Consider the following 15,441-nt stretch of genomic DNA (forward strand, 5'->3'; position numbering starts at 1 on the left):
TAATCCAGTGTTACCATTGACCAATAAATTACCTTTGCGCCCATGAAAAAATGGTTCTTCCTTGTTTTCACCGCCCTAGCCCTATTCCTAACCGTAAGGCCTATTGCTTCCGATGCACAGCCTCTGCGTTATACCGTCGCGAACACCCATTCCCATAACGACTATGAGCAGGCGGCGCCCTTCTGGGCGGCCTGGCAGCAGCGGTTTGGCTCTATCGAAGCGGATATCTGGCTGGTGCAAGGAAAGGTTATCATCGGACACGACACCACCGAGATAAAGGCGGGCAGGACCCTGGAAGAATACTATGTAAAACCGCTGCTGGCCTGCATCGAAAGGAATCACGGCTATCCCTATGCAGACAGCACGCGGCGGTTGCAGATACTGATCGATGTAAAGGCCGATTCCGTTGCCGCGCTGGCTGCGTTGATCGCGCTTCTCGACAAATATCCCGCGCTGGAACGCTGTGCCTGTTTGAAGTGGGTCATCAGCGGTAACCGCCCCGATCCCGCGCAATACCCCTCCTATCCTTCCTTTATCGCCTTCGACGGCATTCTTCATGCGCGATACACCCCGGCCGAACTTGCCCATATCGCCATGATGAGCGACGATCTTCGTTATTATACCCGCTGGGATTCCCGTACGGGTCTCCCGGACAGCGGTCTCGACTCCCTGAAGGAAGCCATCACGCAGAGCCATGACCTTCATCTCCCCGTCCGCCTCTGGGATGCGCCGGATTTTCCCGTAGCCTGGAACCAACTGATGCGATTGAAAGTGGATTATCTTAACACGGATCACATCACCGATTTGGCGGCGTATCTGAATTCCCTTTAATTTCGTGGGATGCACGAAGAACTCCTTCTCCTTATCGGCGAGAAGATAAAGACCAAGCGGACGCAAAAGAATGTCACCCTCGAACAACTGGCCACCAGGGCCGGCGTCAGCAAAGGACTCATCTCGCAGATCGAGAACAACCGTACCGTCCCTTCTCTTCCTGTTCTGTTCAATATCATCCATTCCCTCGAGGAGGATCTTCGCACTTTCTTCGAGGACATGCATGACACCATCAATGGCAGCCATGTTCTGATCGCCAGGAAGGGTCAGGAAAAACTGTTCACCAAGGAGCCGGTAAAAGGCTTCTCCTATAAACGTATCCTCACCAGGAGCATCAGTTCACAGGCCGCCGATGTCGTACTGCTCGAGCTGAAGAAGAATGCAGGCCGGAAGCAGTTTATTCAGACCGATGCGTATGAATGCAAGTATATATTGAAGGGCGATATCGAATACCAGGTAGGGGACGAGATCTTCACCCTGCATGAGGGGGATACGCTTTTCTTTGACGGCCGGGTAAAGCACCGGCTCAAGAACATCGGCGCCACCGAAGCCCTCATTCTTGTCTTCTATCTTTTCTGACCGCAGCCGATCAGCAGTCTCCTTAGTCCACGAAATTTATCAAGTAATAACAGGGGGTTGCCCATTTACAAATACTTAACATTGGTTTAGTATTTGTAAACTGTTAACATTTACTTAAATCAGCCCTAACCTTTCAGTCATATTGCCCGGATACCTTCGCCGGGAGATTCACACGCATCATCTTCAACTAAAATCATACTGTATTATGAGTAAGAGATCCTTCTGCTCCATGGGTGTATTATTAGCGGTCTTTCTTCTTCCGCTTGCCACCCTTGCACAAAAAGCCATAACAGGGCGGGTACTGTCAAAGGCTGACCAGTCCCCGATCCCCGGCGCATCGATTTCCATTAAAGGCACGAGAACGGGGACGTCGACGACTGTCGACGGCAGCTTTACGATCAAGGCAAAGGACGGCGATGTACTCGTCGTTACCGGCGTTGGGGTCGTTTCCCAGGAGCAGACGGTCAGCGGCGGAGACATCACCATCTCGGTAGCGGCCGATCAGCGGAACCTGAATGAAGTTGTTGTTACGGCATTGGGTATTAAGAAAGAGGCCAAGCGGCTGGGTTATTCCGTTCAGGAGGTGAAGGGCGCCGATCTGCTAAAGGCCCGGGAGTCGAACCCCATCAACGGCCTCGTTGGTAAAGTAGCCGGGCTGAACGTGGGCATCAACCAGGAGTTGTTGGCTGCGCCTGCCGTGTTATTGCGCGGTTCGCCCCTCAACTTTTACGTTGTAGACGGTATCCCCATCAACTCCGATACCTGGAATATCAGCCCTGACGACATCGAGTCGTACACGGTATTGAAAGGTCCCACCGCTGCGGCTTTGTATGGCAGCCGGGGGATCAACGGCGCCATCCTGATCACTACCAAGAGGGGCTCCAAGAGTAAAAAAGGATTTACGGTAGAGTTCAATACGAGCAACCAGTTTAACAGAAGTTTTATCGCCAATCCCAAGGTGCAGAACGAATATGGCGGCGGGGAAAGAGAACAGTATGCTTTTGGCGACTACAACAGCAACGGGAACTCGGTCGATGGGACCAACGATGAGGACTATGATGTGTGGGGGCCTCGCCTGGATATCGGGCTGATGCTGCCCCAGTTTGACGGAAAATATGATCCCAACAACTATTATTCCTATAAATTCCAGGATGGCTCTGTGCATCAAAGCCATATTCAGCCGACCCCCTGGGTCTCCCGCGGGAAGAACAACCTGAACAACTTCCTGAAGACGGGCTTCCTGACCAAGAATAATATCAGTTTCTCCGCGGTGACGGATAAGTCCAACCTCCGGATGTCCGTATCGAATTCCTACCAGGGCGGGATCACCCCCAATACCCAGTTGAATACGGTGAACTTCAACCTGATCGAAAGCTACCAGGTGACGGACAAGTTCAAGATCGAGGGAAATATCAACTACAATCATCAGTACACAGATAATATCCCGGACGTTGCGTACGGTCCGAACAGCCTGATCTATGATGTGGACATCTGGACCGGGGCTGACTGGAATGTCAAGGCGCCGGATATCGTCAACTACTGGCAGCCGGGTAAGGAAGGCGTTCAGTCAATGTTCGTAGAGTACAAACGTTATCAGAACCCCTATTTCATGAGCTACGAATGGCTCAGGGGTCATTACAAGAACGACCTTTATGGCTGGCTGTCCTTTAACTACAAGTTCGCGAAGAACTTCAACGTTATGCTGCGGTCGAACGTAACGACCTATAACGTACTGCGCACGGAGAAACTTCCCTGGTCTGCTCACCCGTATGGTGACGAGCACAACCATGGCAACTACCGGGAGGACCGTCGTGATCTTTGGGAGAACAACACCGAACTGCTGTTGGGCTATAATAAAGAGAATATCGGGAACTCCGGATTTTCGCTCACTGCCAACGCGGGGGTCTCCGGCCGGAATATGAAATACGGGTCCAGCTATAACAGCACCAACCAGCTGATCGTGCCGGGCGTATATACCTTCGCGAACTCTTATCTGCCGGTGCGGAGCTTCTCCTATGGTTCCAACCTGTTGCTGCTGAGCGCCTATTACTCCGCGGATCTGACCTACAAAAGGTTTGTCACCCTTTCCACAACCGGCCGCGTCGACAAGACCTCGGCCTTGCCGGACGGTCATAATGCGTACTTCTATCCTTCCGTGGCGTTGAGCTCAGTGATCTCCGACTATGTCAACATGCCGGAGGCTATTTCCTTCCTTAAAGTAAGGGGCGCCTTTACGAATGTGAAGGATGGCGGTACGACGCCATTCATCGGAGCATCGTTCCAGGCGTTGGGTGCAACCAGCCCTCTCGGTTATGGGAACAGCTATTATACGCCTTATGACGGGCCTGCCTACAACCTTTCCACGCCTTTTTATACGACGCTTCAGTCCTATAATAACCAGACCGGCGCTGTCGCTCCGAACTACGCGGTCGACAAGAACATCAAGCCCTCTTCCCGGAGCAACTTCGAGTTTGGGATGGATATCCGCTTCCTGAAGAACCGGTTGGGATTGGCTGCCACTTATTTCCAGTACAAGGATGGTCCGCAGATCTCGAATCAGTCGATCTCGGAGACCAGCGGGTTGAGTTATTTTACCACCAACGGCGCCACTACGAAGCGGACGGGCGGCGAACTGGCCCTGACGGGAACGGCGATCCGGACGAAGGATTTCAGCTGGGATGTCGCAGTGAACTGGGCTACGTATAAAGAGGTGTATCAGGCGTTTGCCGGCGGTGTGACGGAGGTGTCCAATGGCACCGGGTATCCCTACAAGATCGGCGACCGGGTGGATCAGTTGTATACGAACATCGAAGCGAAGACCCCGAATGGCCAGGTTATCGTCGACGAATCCGGATTTGCGGTGTACCTGCCCAAGGCGCAGAAATTCGGTCATAGCGATCCTGACTGGTCCTGGGGTATCCATAACAGTTTTAACTACAAGTCCTTTAACCTGGGCTTCCAGTTCGATGGGATGGTTGGCGGCAAGATCCATGACTATGTGTTGCAGAAGCTGACTGAAGGTGGTCGTGGGCTGAACACCGCTACCGGGGTTATCGGGAAGGCGCGGTTGTACGAATCCCAGCATTGGGGTGACCCGGGATATGCGGGAGCTGTCCAAAACGGCAAGCCGATCATGAGCGGCAACCAGGTACAGGTGGCAGGCGGCACGTCCAATATCGCTTACGATCCATCCACCGGGGTGATCACCAACGGCAAGAGCCTGACGTATGCGCGCAATACGGTAGCCACGCCCTGGGTCCAGGACTATGTCAGCAGCTTCTATAACGACGCCGAGCACACTACGATCAGCAAGACCTATGCTAAGCTGCGCGAGGTGGTGCTCTCTTATACGCTTCCCACCAAATGGTATAGCAAAGGGGCCATCAGCAAGATCGATATCTCGCTGGTGGGCAGGAACCTGTTGTACTTCTTCCCGAGCCAGTATCATGATATCGATGTCGACCAGTTTCCCGGCCGGGATCAGTTCAACAACCTGACGGGGAATGCCAACACCCTGCAGACGCCGACAACGCGGAGCTATGGCTTTAACATCAATGTGGTATTCTAAGGCTGACCTACACTAAACAACAAAAATATTTATATGAATTATCTGAAAATTCCGGCAATTATCGCGCTGGCGGCGACGATCCTTACTACCGGTTGTTCGAAAAAATTCGAGCAGTATTCACAGAATGCCAACCAGCCGTTGCCCGGTAAGGTGCCGGCCGGCATCATCCTGAAATCCATTCTGAACGATCTGGTCGTTCAACCCGGTGGGGACGCGGACAAACAAGACCAGTTCATTTGCTCCAACTACGTTTACTATGGGCTCAATTCGTATTGGACGGGGAGCGCTACCCTGGAATACGGCGATCTGAACAATACTCTCGCCATGGAAGCCGAAGCAAGAAGGGCTGCGGGTTCCGATAATAACCCTTATCATGCGTTGGGGCTTTTTTTCCGCGCGTTCTACTTCGTGGATATGAGTGAGAAGGTTGGCGACCTGCCCATGACGGATGCCTTGCAGGGGATCAAGAATACGACCCCCAAATATGATTCGCAAAAGGACATCTTCAAGCAAGCGCTTATCTGGCTTGACTCGGCCAATACCATCCTGGCCGGGCAGATCGCGAGCAAGGTTTTCGAATTCTCCGGGGATTTCTACTATTCCGAAAGGATCAATAACCCACTAGGCCCGATCGCAGCGCTTTCCGAGTGGCAGAAAGTGGTCAACAGCTACAAGCTGCGTGTTCTTATCGAGCTGAGCAAAAGGGCGACCGATAATGCCGATCTGAATATCCCCCAGCAATTCGCAACTATCTTTAATAACCCCACCCAGTATCCTATTTTCACCGCTAGTGCAGACAACCTGCAATATGTGTACAATAGCAGCTACAACTACTATCCCGATAATATCACCAACTATGGTAACAACCAGATCCGTCTGAACCTGGCGGCCACCCTGGAAACGACCCTGGGCCAGCTGCATGACATCCGGGCGATGGTCTTCGGCGAGCCGGCAAGAGGTCTTGGCTTTGCCGATACGGCCTATGAATCGTTTGTCGGAGCGCCATCGGGAATGGACCTTAGCACGATGTCCAAACTGATCGGATCCGGACTGGCCGATTCGAAACTTTCCCTTTATAACCGGAATCTCTTTTATTCCGGCTACACGGGTCAGCCCACTTATATCCTCAGCTATCCGGAAGTATGTTTCTGTATCGCGGAAGGGATCAACCGGGGTTGGATCACGGGCGATGCCAATACCTGGTATATGAACGGGGTAAAGGCCGATCTTGCTTTCCATGGGATCGTCGACGGCGCCAATGTGGTGACGCTGATGGCGGCCTCGGGCGCCGAGATCGCCTATCCGAAATTTTTCGGCTTCGCCGATTATTTCAATCAGCCGGCGATCAAATATGCGGGTAACAATGCCATGGGGCTGGCGCAGATCCTTACGCAGAAATACCTGGCCTATGCCCGGAACTCGGGTTACCAGGCCTATTTCCAATGGCGGAGAACGGGAGTGCCCAAGTTTGATGTGGGCTCCGGCACGGGCAATGGCGGAGTGATCCCCAGGAGATGGCAATATCCCACCAACGAGGGGACGTCCAACGGCGCCAACTATCAGGCTGCATTGCAGAGTCAGTACGGCGGCAGTGACGACATCAACCAGGATGTGTGGATGGTAAAATAAATTAATTAATTATTAAAAGGGAAGCTCCGGTGTGAGCTTCCCTTTTTAATTAGTCGCATTTTCGATAGATTGTAGGATTATTAATAAAATCATCCTTATGACTGCTGAGCAAGCCGAAAAGATCACAAACGAGATAATGGACCTTTACCGGGGATATGGCGGCGCCGGGTATGCGGGGGAGAAGGTGTCCCAGCTGGAACATATGGTTCAGGCGGCTCAGCTCGCTGAAGAACAGGGGTATGACGAAGAGGTCGTTCTGGCGGCTTTTCTCCATGATATCGGCCATATCTCGGAAGCGGCGAAGGGGGACAATGAAATGGACGGGTTCGGCATCAAGGACCACGAAGCCCTCGGCGCGGATCTCCTTCGGGAGAAAGGGTTCTCCAGGAAGGTCGCCCGGCTTGTGGAATCCCATGTGGAAGCCAAGCGATATCTCACCGTAAAGGATCCCGCTTATTATGACCAGCTGTCCGAGGCCAGCAAAAAGACCCTGGAATACCAGGGAGGGCCCATGACCCCGGAGGAGGCCGAAGCCTTTGAACAATATCCGCTTTTCGAACTGATCATCCAGATGCGCAAATGGGACGAACAGGCGAAGATCGAGAAGAAGCCCCTGCCCGACCTGGGTCATTACCGGCAGATGATCTTTCGCCATCTCTCCAAACATCCATAATCGCTTTTCATATGAGCTCTATCCAATTAGTTGTTTTTGATATAGCCGGGACTACGGTACGGGACAATGGCAGTGTCGCGGAGGCCTTTATCGCCGCCTTCCGGGACTTCGGTTTTGAAATGCCGCCGGCGCAGGTAAAGAAAGTGATGGGCTTTCGCAAGATGGATGCGATTGCCCTGTTGCTGGAGAAATTCGCCCCGACGCATAAGGACGATGATGTGCTGATCGATCGCATCCACACGCGGTTTATCGACAAGATGATCTCCTTCTACCGGAGTGATGAAGAGCTGGCGCCCTTCCCGCATGCCGAGCAGGTTTTTTCCGAGCTGAAGCAGCAGGGGATCAAGATCGCCCTCAACACCGGGTTCACGCGCAGCATCACCGACACCATCCTTCACCGGCTTCGCTGGGATGACCGGAGCGGGCTGATCGACAGGGTCATCTGCAGCGACGAGGTTCCGCATGGCCGGCCTCATTCCGATATGATCGAGACGCTGATCAGTGACCTGGGTATCGCCTCTTCCGCGAGCGTGCTGAAAGTAGGGGACACCGAGGTGGATGTCGAAGAAGGGCGCAATGCCGCCTGCGGGACGGTGGTCAGCGTCACCACCGGTGCGTATAGCCGCGAGCAGCTGGAACCTTATCGGCCCGATTTTATCATCGACGATCTGCGCGAGCTGCTGCCCATCATCGAAAAGGCTTAAATTCCTCTATATGTCACCTTCACCGGCCACGCCTCCCACGATGCCCGCCGCAGTCTTGCCTGCGGGTGGCCGGCTGACGTTAAAAGCCCGGCTCCAGCGCAGCCCCGCCTGGGTCTTCGTACTGTATGTCTCCTTAACGTCCTTTACGGTATATGCTTCCATGTATGGCTTTCGGAAACCCTTTACCGCGGCCTCCTTCGACGGCATCACCTTCCTGGGCATTTCATACAAGGTCGTGCTGGTCATCTCGCAGGTTCTGGGCTATTGTCTGAGTAAATTCTATGGCATCCGGTTCATCGCCGGGATGCGGCCGGAGCGCCGGGCCTGGTTCATCGTCGCGCTGATCGGTACGGGCTGGCTTTCGCTGTTACTGTTTGCGCTTGTCCCGGCGCCTTACAATTTTGTCTTTATGTTTGTCAACGGCCTGCCGTTGGGGATGGTATGGGGGCTCGTCTTCGGTTTTGTCGAAGGCAGGCGGGTCACGGAGCTGATGGGCGCGGTCCTGGCCACGAGCTTTGTCTTTGCCTCGGGGCTTGCGAAAACGATCGGGAAGGCCTTGTTGCTGCATGGGATCAGTGAATTCTGGATGCCCTTTCTGGCGGGCGCCGTTTTTGTGTTACCTGCGTTGATCAGCACCTGGCTGCTCAACCAAACCCCGCCCCCTACGCCGGAAGATATCGCCCAGCGAACCATCCGTTTACCGATGGGAAAGGAAGAACGCCGGGCCTTTCTGCGCAGGTTTGGCGCCGCGCTGATCCCGGTGGTGAGCGCCTATGTGATGCTCACCATTCTCCGCGACTTCACCGAAGACTTTGCCAACGAGCTGTGGACGGAGACGGGGTATAAGGACAATGCCGAGGTCTTTGCGGGCACCAGCACCATCGTGTCGCTGATCGTGCTGGCGGTGATCGGCGGGTTCTTCCTGATCCGCAACAACTACCGCGCCTTTCAGCTCAACAACGTTATCATCATCGGCGGGTTTATACTGGCCGCGGGTTCGACCCTGGCCTTTCATTTGCATTTTATCTCGCCGGTGATCTGGATCGTCACCGCCTCTGCCGGCCTCTACCTGGGCTATGTTCCCTATAACTGCTTTTATTTCGAGCGCATGCTTGCCGCCTACCGGGTGCCGGGCAATGTCGGCTTCCTGATCTATATCGCCGACGCCTTTGGCTATCTGGGTACTGTCGTTGTACTGTTGGTAAAGGAATTTGTTCATGTCCGGTACAACTGGGTCGATTTCTTTACGGGGATGTTCTATGTCGCGGCGATTGGGGGTATCCTCGTGGTCTTGTGGGGCTCTGTGCTCTTTGCAAAAATTTACAGGAAAAATAATTAACAAAGGACGTTATGGCATCGAGATCAGCTATCGTTATCGGCGCGGGCATTGTAGGACTGGCTACGGCAAGGGCCCTTGCCGTTCAGGGTTTTTCGGTAAAGGTCTTTGAACGTACGGACCGGGCGGTCGGTGCTTCGATCCGCAACTTCGGGATGATCTGGCCTATCGGTCAGACCGCGGGTAAGATGTATGACCGGGCGGTGCGCAGCCGCAATATCTGGAAAGAGATTGCGCCGCGTGCGGGGTTCTGGCATGAAGGCGCCGGCAGCCTTCACCTCGCTTATCATGCCGATGAATGGACCGTGCTGCAGGAGCTGGATGAGACCTTCCGGGGGGAAGGCCGTCCCATCCGGCTGATGGACAAGGCCGCGATAGCGGCCTCTTCGCCGGCGGTAAAGACCGAGGGACTGATCGGCGGGTTACACAGCGGCGACGAGGTGATCGTCGATCCCCGCGAGGCGATCGCCACCCTTCCCGGCTGGCTGGCAGAACAATATAAGGTGGAATTCTTCTGGGGCAAATGCGTTTCCTATATCTCCGACCAGATCGTTTATATCGGCAACGACAAAGAATACGAAGCCGATCTGGTCTTTATCTGCAGCGGGGCGGATTTCGAGACGCTCTATCCCGAGCAGTTTGCCGAACAGCCGGTGACCAAATGCAAGCTGCAGATGATGCGGCTGGTCTCGCAACCCGATGAATGGCGTATCGGCCCCGCGCTCTGCGGCGGGCTCTCCCTGATCCACTACAACAGCTTCAAGGCTGCGCCTTCGCTTGCCGTCCTGCGCGAGCGGTATGCCGCGGAGATGGCCGACTATCTGCAATGGGGTATCCATGTCATGGTCTCGCAAAACGGCCGGGGCGAACTGACGGTAGGGGACAGCCATGAATATGGGCTTACCCACGACCCCTTCGACAAAGACTTTATCAACCGGATGATCCTCGACTATCTCCGGAAGTTTGCCTGTTTCCAGGACTGGTCCGTGGCGGAGACCTGGAACGGCGTATATGCGAAGCTGACGGATGGAGAGGCGGACCTGTTCTTTTCGCCCGAGCCTTATGTCTATGTCATCAACGGCGTCGGCGGGGCGGGGATGACGCTTTCCTTTGGTTTGGCTGAGGAACTGGTGGCGGGGTTATAGCCAATTCCGTATTTTTACGGGATGAAGACGCTCAGGGCGATAATCGCCGGCAATCGCCTTTTTTTTGCATTCTGGGGGTTGTTTTTCGTTTTGGGGCTGATCCTTGTCCTGTACATGGGAAAGGCGGGCTCTTTTGTCGAGCTCAATCCATATCACCGGACCACGCTGGATACCGTATTTATGTCGGTCACCTTCATGGGTGATGGACTTTTCTCCGTGATCGTCATCGTTGTGTTCCTGCTTCGGCGCTGTTGGTCGAAGGCTACCCAGGTGCTGGCCGCTTTTCTGCTTTCCGCCCTGGTTGCGCAGATCCTCAAAAATCTCTTCTCGATGCCCCGGCCCATGCAATTCTTTCCGCCCGGGGCCTATCCCTATTTCATCAAGGATGTGACGCATCTGGGTTTTGCGAGTTTCCCCTCGGGCCATACCACTTCTATTTTCGCGCTGGCCACCATACTGGCCCTTTTTACCCCCGATCGGCGGGCCAAGCTGGTTTATCTGTTTGCGGGCGTGCTGGTGGGTTATTCCCGGATCTACCTGGGGCAGCATTTCCTGAATGACGTGCTGATGGGGTCCGTTATCGGGACGCTGGTAGCGGTGCTTGTTCATTGGCTCTTCGTCGCCAAAGGCGAAAGGTGGTTCGCCCGCCCGAGGGGCAATATTTAGATAATTTTCGTAGGTTTGCCCACAATTTTTTATAAATCAGCCCGTAATTCATGATCCTAGGCAAAAAACTGGTAATTGTCCTTCCCGCCTACAATGCGGAACTGACCCTTCGGAAGACCTACGCCGAGATACCTTTTGATATCGTAGACGAGGTAGTGCTGGTGGACGATAACAGCAGCGACCGGACCGTGGCCGTGGGCAAGGAACTGGGCATCCGGCATATTATCCGTCATGACAAGAACCGCGGCTATGGCGGTAACCAGAAAACCTGCTATAACAAGGCGCTGGAGCTGGGTGGCGATATCGTCATCATGCTCCATCCCGACTACCAGTACACTCCCAAGCTGATCCCTTCGATGGCCTATCTCATCGCCAATGACGTCTACCAGGTGGTGCTCGGAGCCCGGACCCTCGGAAAAGGGGCGTTGCGGGGCGGGATGCCTTTGTACAAGTATATCTTCAACCGGGGGCTCACCTTTTTTGAGAATGTCATGCTTCGCCAGAAGCTGGCTGAGTATCATACGGGTTACCGTGCCTTTTCCCGGGAGATCCTGCAGCGGATTGACTATGAGATCAATTCGGAGGATTTCGTCTTCGACAATGAAATGCTTTCCCAGATCGTGTACCTTGGTTATGAGATCGCCGAGATCACCTGCCCGACAAAATATTTCGAGGAGGCGTCGAGTATCAACTTCAGCCGCAGTGTGACCTATGGGCTAGGGGTGCTGCGGGTATCCGTGGTCCATCGCCTTTGTAAATGGGGCCTGATGAAGCGAGAAATGTATAAACCAATGAAATAATTTATATTTGGGTAGGTGGCCCTTCTGAACAGGACCCCGACTCTGTAGTAGCTGCAAATAAAAAACAACGAAAAATGGCAGCGAACAACCTTGGCAATCCCGCTGAATATACCGGGAAGCTAACCCTTACCAATAAGGCGATGTCCTTCCACGGGACAACGATCCTGCTGGCGAATATCTCCAAGTTCGATCAATACGGCATTGTCCGTACCAACAAAATAAGCATGGGGCTGATGATCATCGCAGGGATCCTCGGCTTCTTTGCAGTCCAACATTTGTTGACCTGGGGGCCGGTAGTGGTGATCCCGGCCGCGTTGATCCTGTACCTGGGTATCCGGGAACGGCGCCGTCCCAACCTGTTCGGGCTGACGCTGCATCTCAACTCGGGAGAAAGGCATAATATCATCAGCGAGGATAAGGAGGGTATTGGAAGGCTTTATCACCTGATCGGAGAGGCTATTCACAAGGATCATCCGGTGAGCGCCACGTTGAACTTCAATCCGGGAAGAATAGATTTCTATACGGGGGATACTTATAATGTAAGTCAATCACAGGTGGGCGCGATTGGCGCCCAGGCTGTCGCAAACGGCACCACTTTTAATTCCGGCACGGGTCCATCGTCGCCGGCATCTTAGAAAATCAAATCGATCAGGCTATGGCAGACCACTATCACGTTTCCGATACCCAGGCCGGAGCTATCGGCAAGCAGGCAACGGCCAATAATACGACCTTTAACAACTTTGGGTCAACGGAAACAAGCGCCAACGTTCCGGCCGATCAGCCGGTCCGGAAGACAAAGACATTCCTGCAAAGGGTCGGACAATGGCTGGTCAAAGCGGCGGGTGCGCTTGGTTTGCAAGCGCTGAAGAAATTGATTTTCAAGGAATAAATAGGGGGCAGGTGTGAAGGTTATATCTTTATCTTTGCGCCAAACTTCCAGAAAGCATGCGTCTCAGCAAAACCGCCACTATCCTGTTGATCGCCGTGTTCGCCGCCCTGCTGTTCCTCCCTTTTCTGGGCCGCGTTCATCTCTTCGATTGGGACGAGATCAACTTTGCAGAGTGTTCCCGGGAGATGATCAAGATGCATGACTACACCCGGGTGTATGTCGACTTCAAACCTTTCTGGGAAAAGCCGCCGATGTTCTTCTGGATGCAGAGTACGGCCATGAAGGCATTTGGCGTCAATGAGTTTGCTGCCCGTCTTCCCAATGCCATCTGCGGCATCGTCACGCTGATCGTGGTCTTTCTGTGCGGCAGCCGCATCTATGACCGGAGGTTCGGTATACTCTGGGCTCTCGCGTTTGGCGGATCGCTTTTTCCGAACATGTATTTCAAATCGGGCATCATCGATCCCTGGTTCAACCTCTTTACTTTTCTGGCGCTGTATAATTTTATCCTCTATCACTGGAAGCGGAACGGCTATGACAAACCGGGGCTGCAAAAAAGTCAACTGACGTATGTATTGTGGTCGGGGGTGTTTATGGGCCTTGCCGTGCTGACCAAGGGACAGGTGTCGCTGATGGTCTTTCTGATGGTGCTTGGGGTGTATTTTATCTACAACCGGTTCAAGATCTTTTTCAACTGGTGGCATGCGCTGCTGTTCCTGGTTGTCGCCACGCTGGTGACGGCTACCTGGTACGGTTATGAGACCTATACCCGTGGTCCGTGGTTCATCAATGAGTTTCTCAAATATCAATGGCGGCTTTTCACCACGCACGATGCGGATCAGGCCGGCTTCTTCGGCTATCATTATATCGTATTGCTGATAGGCTGTTTCCCCGCTTCGATCCTTGCCATACCCTCTTTCTTCCGTTCGAAATACAATGGCCGCTGGGACCGTGATTTCAAGAAATGGATGCAGATGCTCTTCTGGGTGGTGACGGTGCTGTTCACGATCGTCCAGTCCCGGATCATCCACTATTCTTCGATGGCCTGGTTCCCCGTGACCTTTCTGGCCGCCTATTCCGTCTACAAATGGGAACGGCGGGAGCTGGTCTACAAGAAATATGTCGGTATTTGCCTGGGGGTTCTTGGTGGGTTGATCTCGCTGCTGATCCTGGGGGTGGCGATCCTTGGGTTGAATGTCCATCGGCTGGCGCCCTATGTGGAAGATACTTTCGCCCGCGGGAATATGGAGGCGGATGTGCACTGGTCCGGTTTTGAAGGGGCCATCGGGTTGCTGATGGTGGCGGCCCTGGTCATGGGCCTCCTGTATTTATCAAGGCGGCGATATAGCCGCGCGGCGCTGACCCTTTTTGCGGGAACCGCCATCGTTGTTTTCTTTGCTTCGGCGATCATCGTCCCCAAGGTGGAACGATACAGCCAGGGCGCCGATATCGATTTCTTTATCGCCCGTCAGGGGGAGGATTGTTATGTGCATACCCTCGGCTTCAAGAGCTATGGCGACCTTTTCTATACTTTGAAGGAGAAGCCCACCAACGCCAATTCCTACGATCAGAACTGGCTGCTCACCGGGCCTATCGACAAGCCTGTGTACTTTGTCACGAAGGTCGATCGGGTCCAGCATTGGGCGAACGGCCAGTACCCCGAGCTGAAAGAGCTGTATCGGAAGAATGGATTTGTGTTTATGAAGCGGGAGGTGCCGACGGCCCCGCCCTCGGCGCCGGTTCCGCCACCGCCTGCGCCCTCGCCCTCGCCCTCGCGTTCCGGCCGTTAGACGATCGTGTTGACGATGCCGCCCTCTGCGCGGATCGCTGCTCCATTGGTTGCGGAGGAGAGCGGACTGGCGAAATAGACAACCGTATTCGCCACTTCATCAACGCTGGTAAAACGCTGCAGAAGCGAGCTGGGCCGCCCATCGCGGAAAAAGGATCTTTCCACCTCGTCTACGGTCGTATTCCCACTCTTCGCCAGCGATTCAAGGAAATCGCCCGCGCCCCTGGACTTTGTCGGGCCCGGCAAAATGGTATTGACCGTGACGTCGGTACCCTTTGTGAGTTGGGCGAGGCCCCTGCTGACCGCCAGCTGAGCGGTCTTTGTCATTCCGTAATGGATCATTTCCGTGGGAATATAGATCGCGGATTCGCTGGAGATAAAGAGGATGCGACCCCAATTGTCGGCCAGCATACGTGGAAGGACATGTCGTGACAACCGGACGCCGCTCAGGACGTTCACCTCAAAAAGGAGACGCCAGTCTTCATCCGGGATGGCCGCAAAGGGCTTGGGCTCGAAGATGCCCGCATTGTTAACCAGGATATCGATGGCCGGGAGCCGGCCGATCAGCCGGTCCACCTCTTCGGCGTTGGAGAAATCCGCCGGGATGCCGGATACCGCTGATTTGCCGGTTATCTCTTTCAATTCCTTGACGGCTTTGTCCACACCGTGTTGATTACGGCCGTTGATGATCACCGTTGCCCCTTCTCTGAGGAGTTGTTTTGCAATGGCAAAACCGATCCCGGCAGTGGAACCGCTGATGAAAGCGGTCTTGCCTGTAAGCTGTAAGTCCATGTAATTTATTTTGATCCCGGCAGAGCTGCCGGTAGATCAC

General features: G+C 54.1%; 14 protein-coding genes. 13 read left to right on the plus strand and 1 reads right to left on the minus strand.

Going from position 1 to position 15,441, the window contains the following annotated elements:
• Positions 1-42 precede the first annotated feature (42 nt).
• The 13 genes from VGM48_RS13175 (at position 43) to VGM48_RS13235 (ending at position 14,610) form a co-directional block, all read left to right on the plus strand.
• The gene (locus tag VGM48_RS13175) at positions 43-831 is read left to right on the plus strand and encodes an alkaline phosphatase (RefSeq protein WP_331579814.1); all 789 of its coding nucleotides are present in this window, start codon (positions 43-45) and stop codon (positions 829-831) included.
• A gap of 9 nt (positions 832-840) precedes the next feature.
• A complete protein-coding gene (locus VGM48_RS13180; protein ID WP_331579817.1) occupies positions 841-1,410 on the plus strand; it encodes an XRE family transcriptional regulator in 570 nt (189 codons plus the stop codon).
• Between the two features lie 205 nt (positions 1,411-1,615).
• A complete protein-coding gene (locus VGM48_RS13185; RefSeq protein WP_331579820.1) occupies positions 1,616-4,978 on the plus strand; it encodes a SusC/RagA family TonB-linked outer membrane protein in 3,363 nt (1,120 codons plus the stop codon).
• Positions 4,979-5,011: 33 nt separating this feature from the next.
• Positions 5,012-6,607: a SusD/RagB family nutrient-binding outer membrane lipoprotein gene (locus VGM48_RS13190; RefSeq protein WP_331579822.1), complete on the plus strand. Its 1,596-nt coding sequence runs from the start codon at positions 5,012-5,014 to the stop codon at positions 6,605-6,607.
• A 97-nt stretch (positions 6,608-6,704) separates the two neighbouring features.
• Positions 6,705-7,280, plus strand: a complete 576-nt coding sequence (locus VGM48_RS13195) for a phosphonate degradation HD-domain oxygenase (RefSeq protein WP_331579824.1) — start codon at positions 6,705-6,707, stop codon at positions 7,278-7,280.
• Positions 7,281-7,291: 11 nt separating this feature from the next.
• A complete protein-coding gene (locus tag VGM48_RS13200) occupies positions 7,292-7,984 on the plus strand; it encodes an HAD family hydrolase (protein ID WP_331579826.1) in 693 nt (230 codons plus the stop codon).
• A 10-nt stretch (positions 7,985-7,994) separates the two neighbouring features.
• Positions 7,995-9,323: a DUF5690 family protein gene (locus VGM48_RS13205; protein ID WP_331579828.1), complete on the plus strand. Its 1,329-nt coding sequence runs from the start codon at positions 7,995-7,997 to the stop codon at positions 9,321-9,323.
• A gap of 11 nt (positions 9,324-9,334) precedes the next feature.
• On the plus strand, positions 9,335-10,465 hold the full coding sequence (locus VGM48_RS13210) for a TIGR03364 family FAD-dependent oxidoreductase (RefSeq protein WP_331579830.1): 1,131 nt from the start codon (positions 9,335-9,337) through the stop codon (positions 10,463-10,465).
• A gap of 21 nt (positions 10,466-10,486) precedes the next feature.
• Entirely contained in the window at positions 10,487-11,131 is a 645-nt protein-coding gene (locus VGM48_RS13215; RefSeq protein WP_331579832.1) for a phosphatase PAP2 family protein, read from the plus strand.
• 50 nt (positions 11,132-11,181) lie between these two features.
• Entirely contained in the window at positions 11,182-11,931 is a 750-nt protein-coding gene (locus tag VGM48_RS13220; protein WP_331579834.1) for a glycosyltransferase family 2 protein, read from the plus strand.
• A gap of 74 nt (positions 11,932-12,005) precedes the next feature.
• Complete coding sequence (locus VGM48_RS13225) at positions 12,006-12,566, plus strand: DUF6232 family protein (protein ID WP_331579836.1); 561 nt, start codon at positions 12,006-12,008, stop codon at positions 12,564-12,566.
• Between the two features lie 20 nt (positions 12,567-12,586).
• A complete protein-coding gene (locus VGM48_RS13230) occupies positions 12,587-12,820 on the plus strand; it encodes a hypothetical protein (RefSeq protein ID WP_331579838.1) in 234 nt (77 codons plus the stop codon).
• 56 nt (positions 12,821-12,876) lie between these two features.
• Positions 12,877-14,610 carry an ArnT family glycosyltransferase gene (locus VGM48_RS13235; protein ID WP_331579840.1) on the plus strand — a complete coding sequence of 578 codons (1,734 nt, stop codon included), beginning with the start codon at positions 12,877-12,879 and terminating at the stop codon, positions 14,608-14,610.
• Here VGM48_RS13235 and VGM48_RS13240 read toward each other — a convergent pair.
• Positions 14,607-15,401, minus strand: coding sequence for an SDR family oxidoreductase (locus VGM48_RS13240; RefSeq protein ID WP_331579842.1), 795 nt, complete (start codon positions 15,399-15,401; stop codon positions 14,607-14,609). The genes VGM48_RS13235 and VGM48_RS13240 overlap by 4 nt on opposite strands.
• Positions 15,402-15,441 lie beyond the last annotated feature (40 nt).

The organism is Puia sp., assembly GCF_036500295.1.
GTDB lineage: Bacteria > Bacteroidota > Bacteroidia > Chitinophagales > Chitinophagaceae > Puia.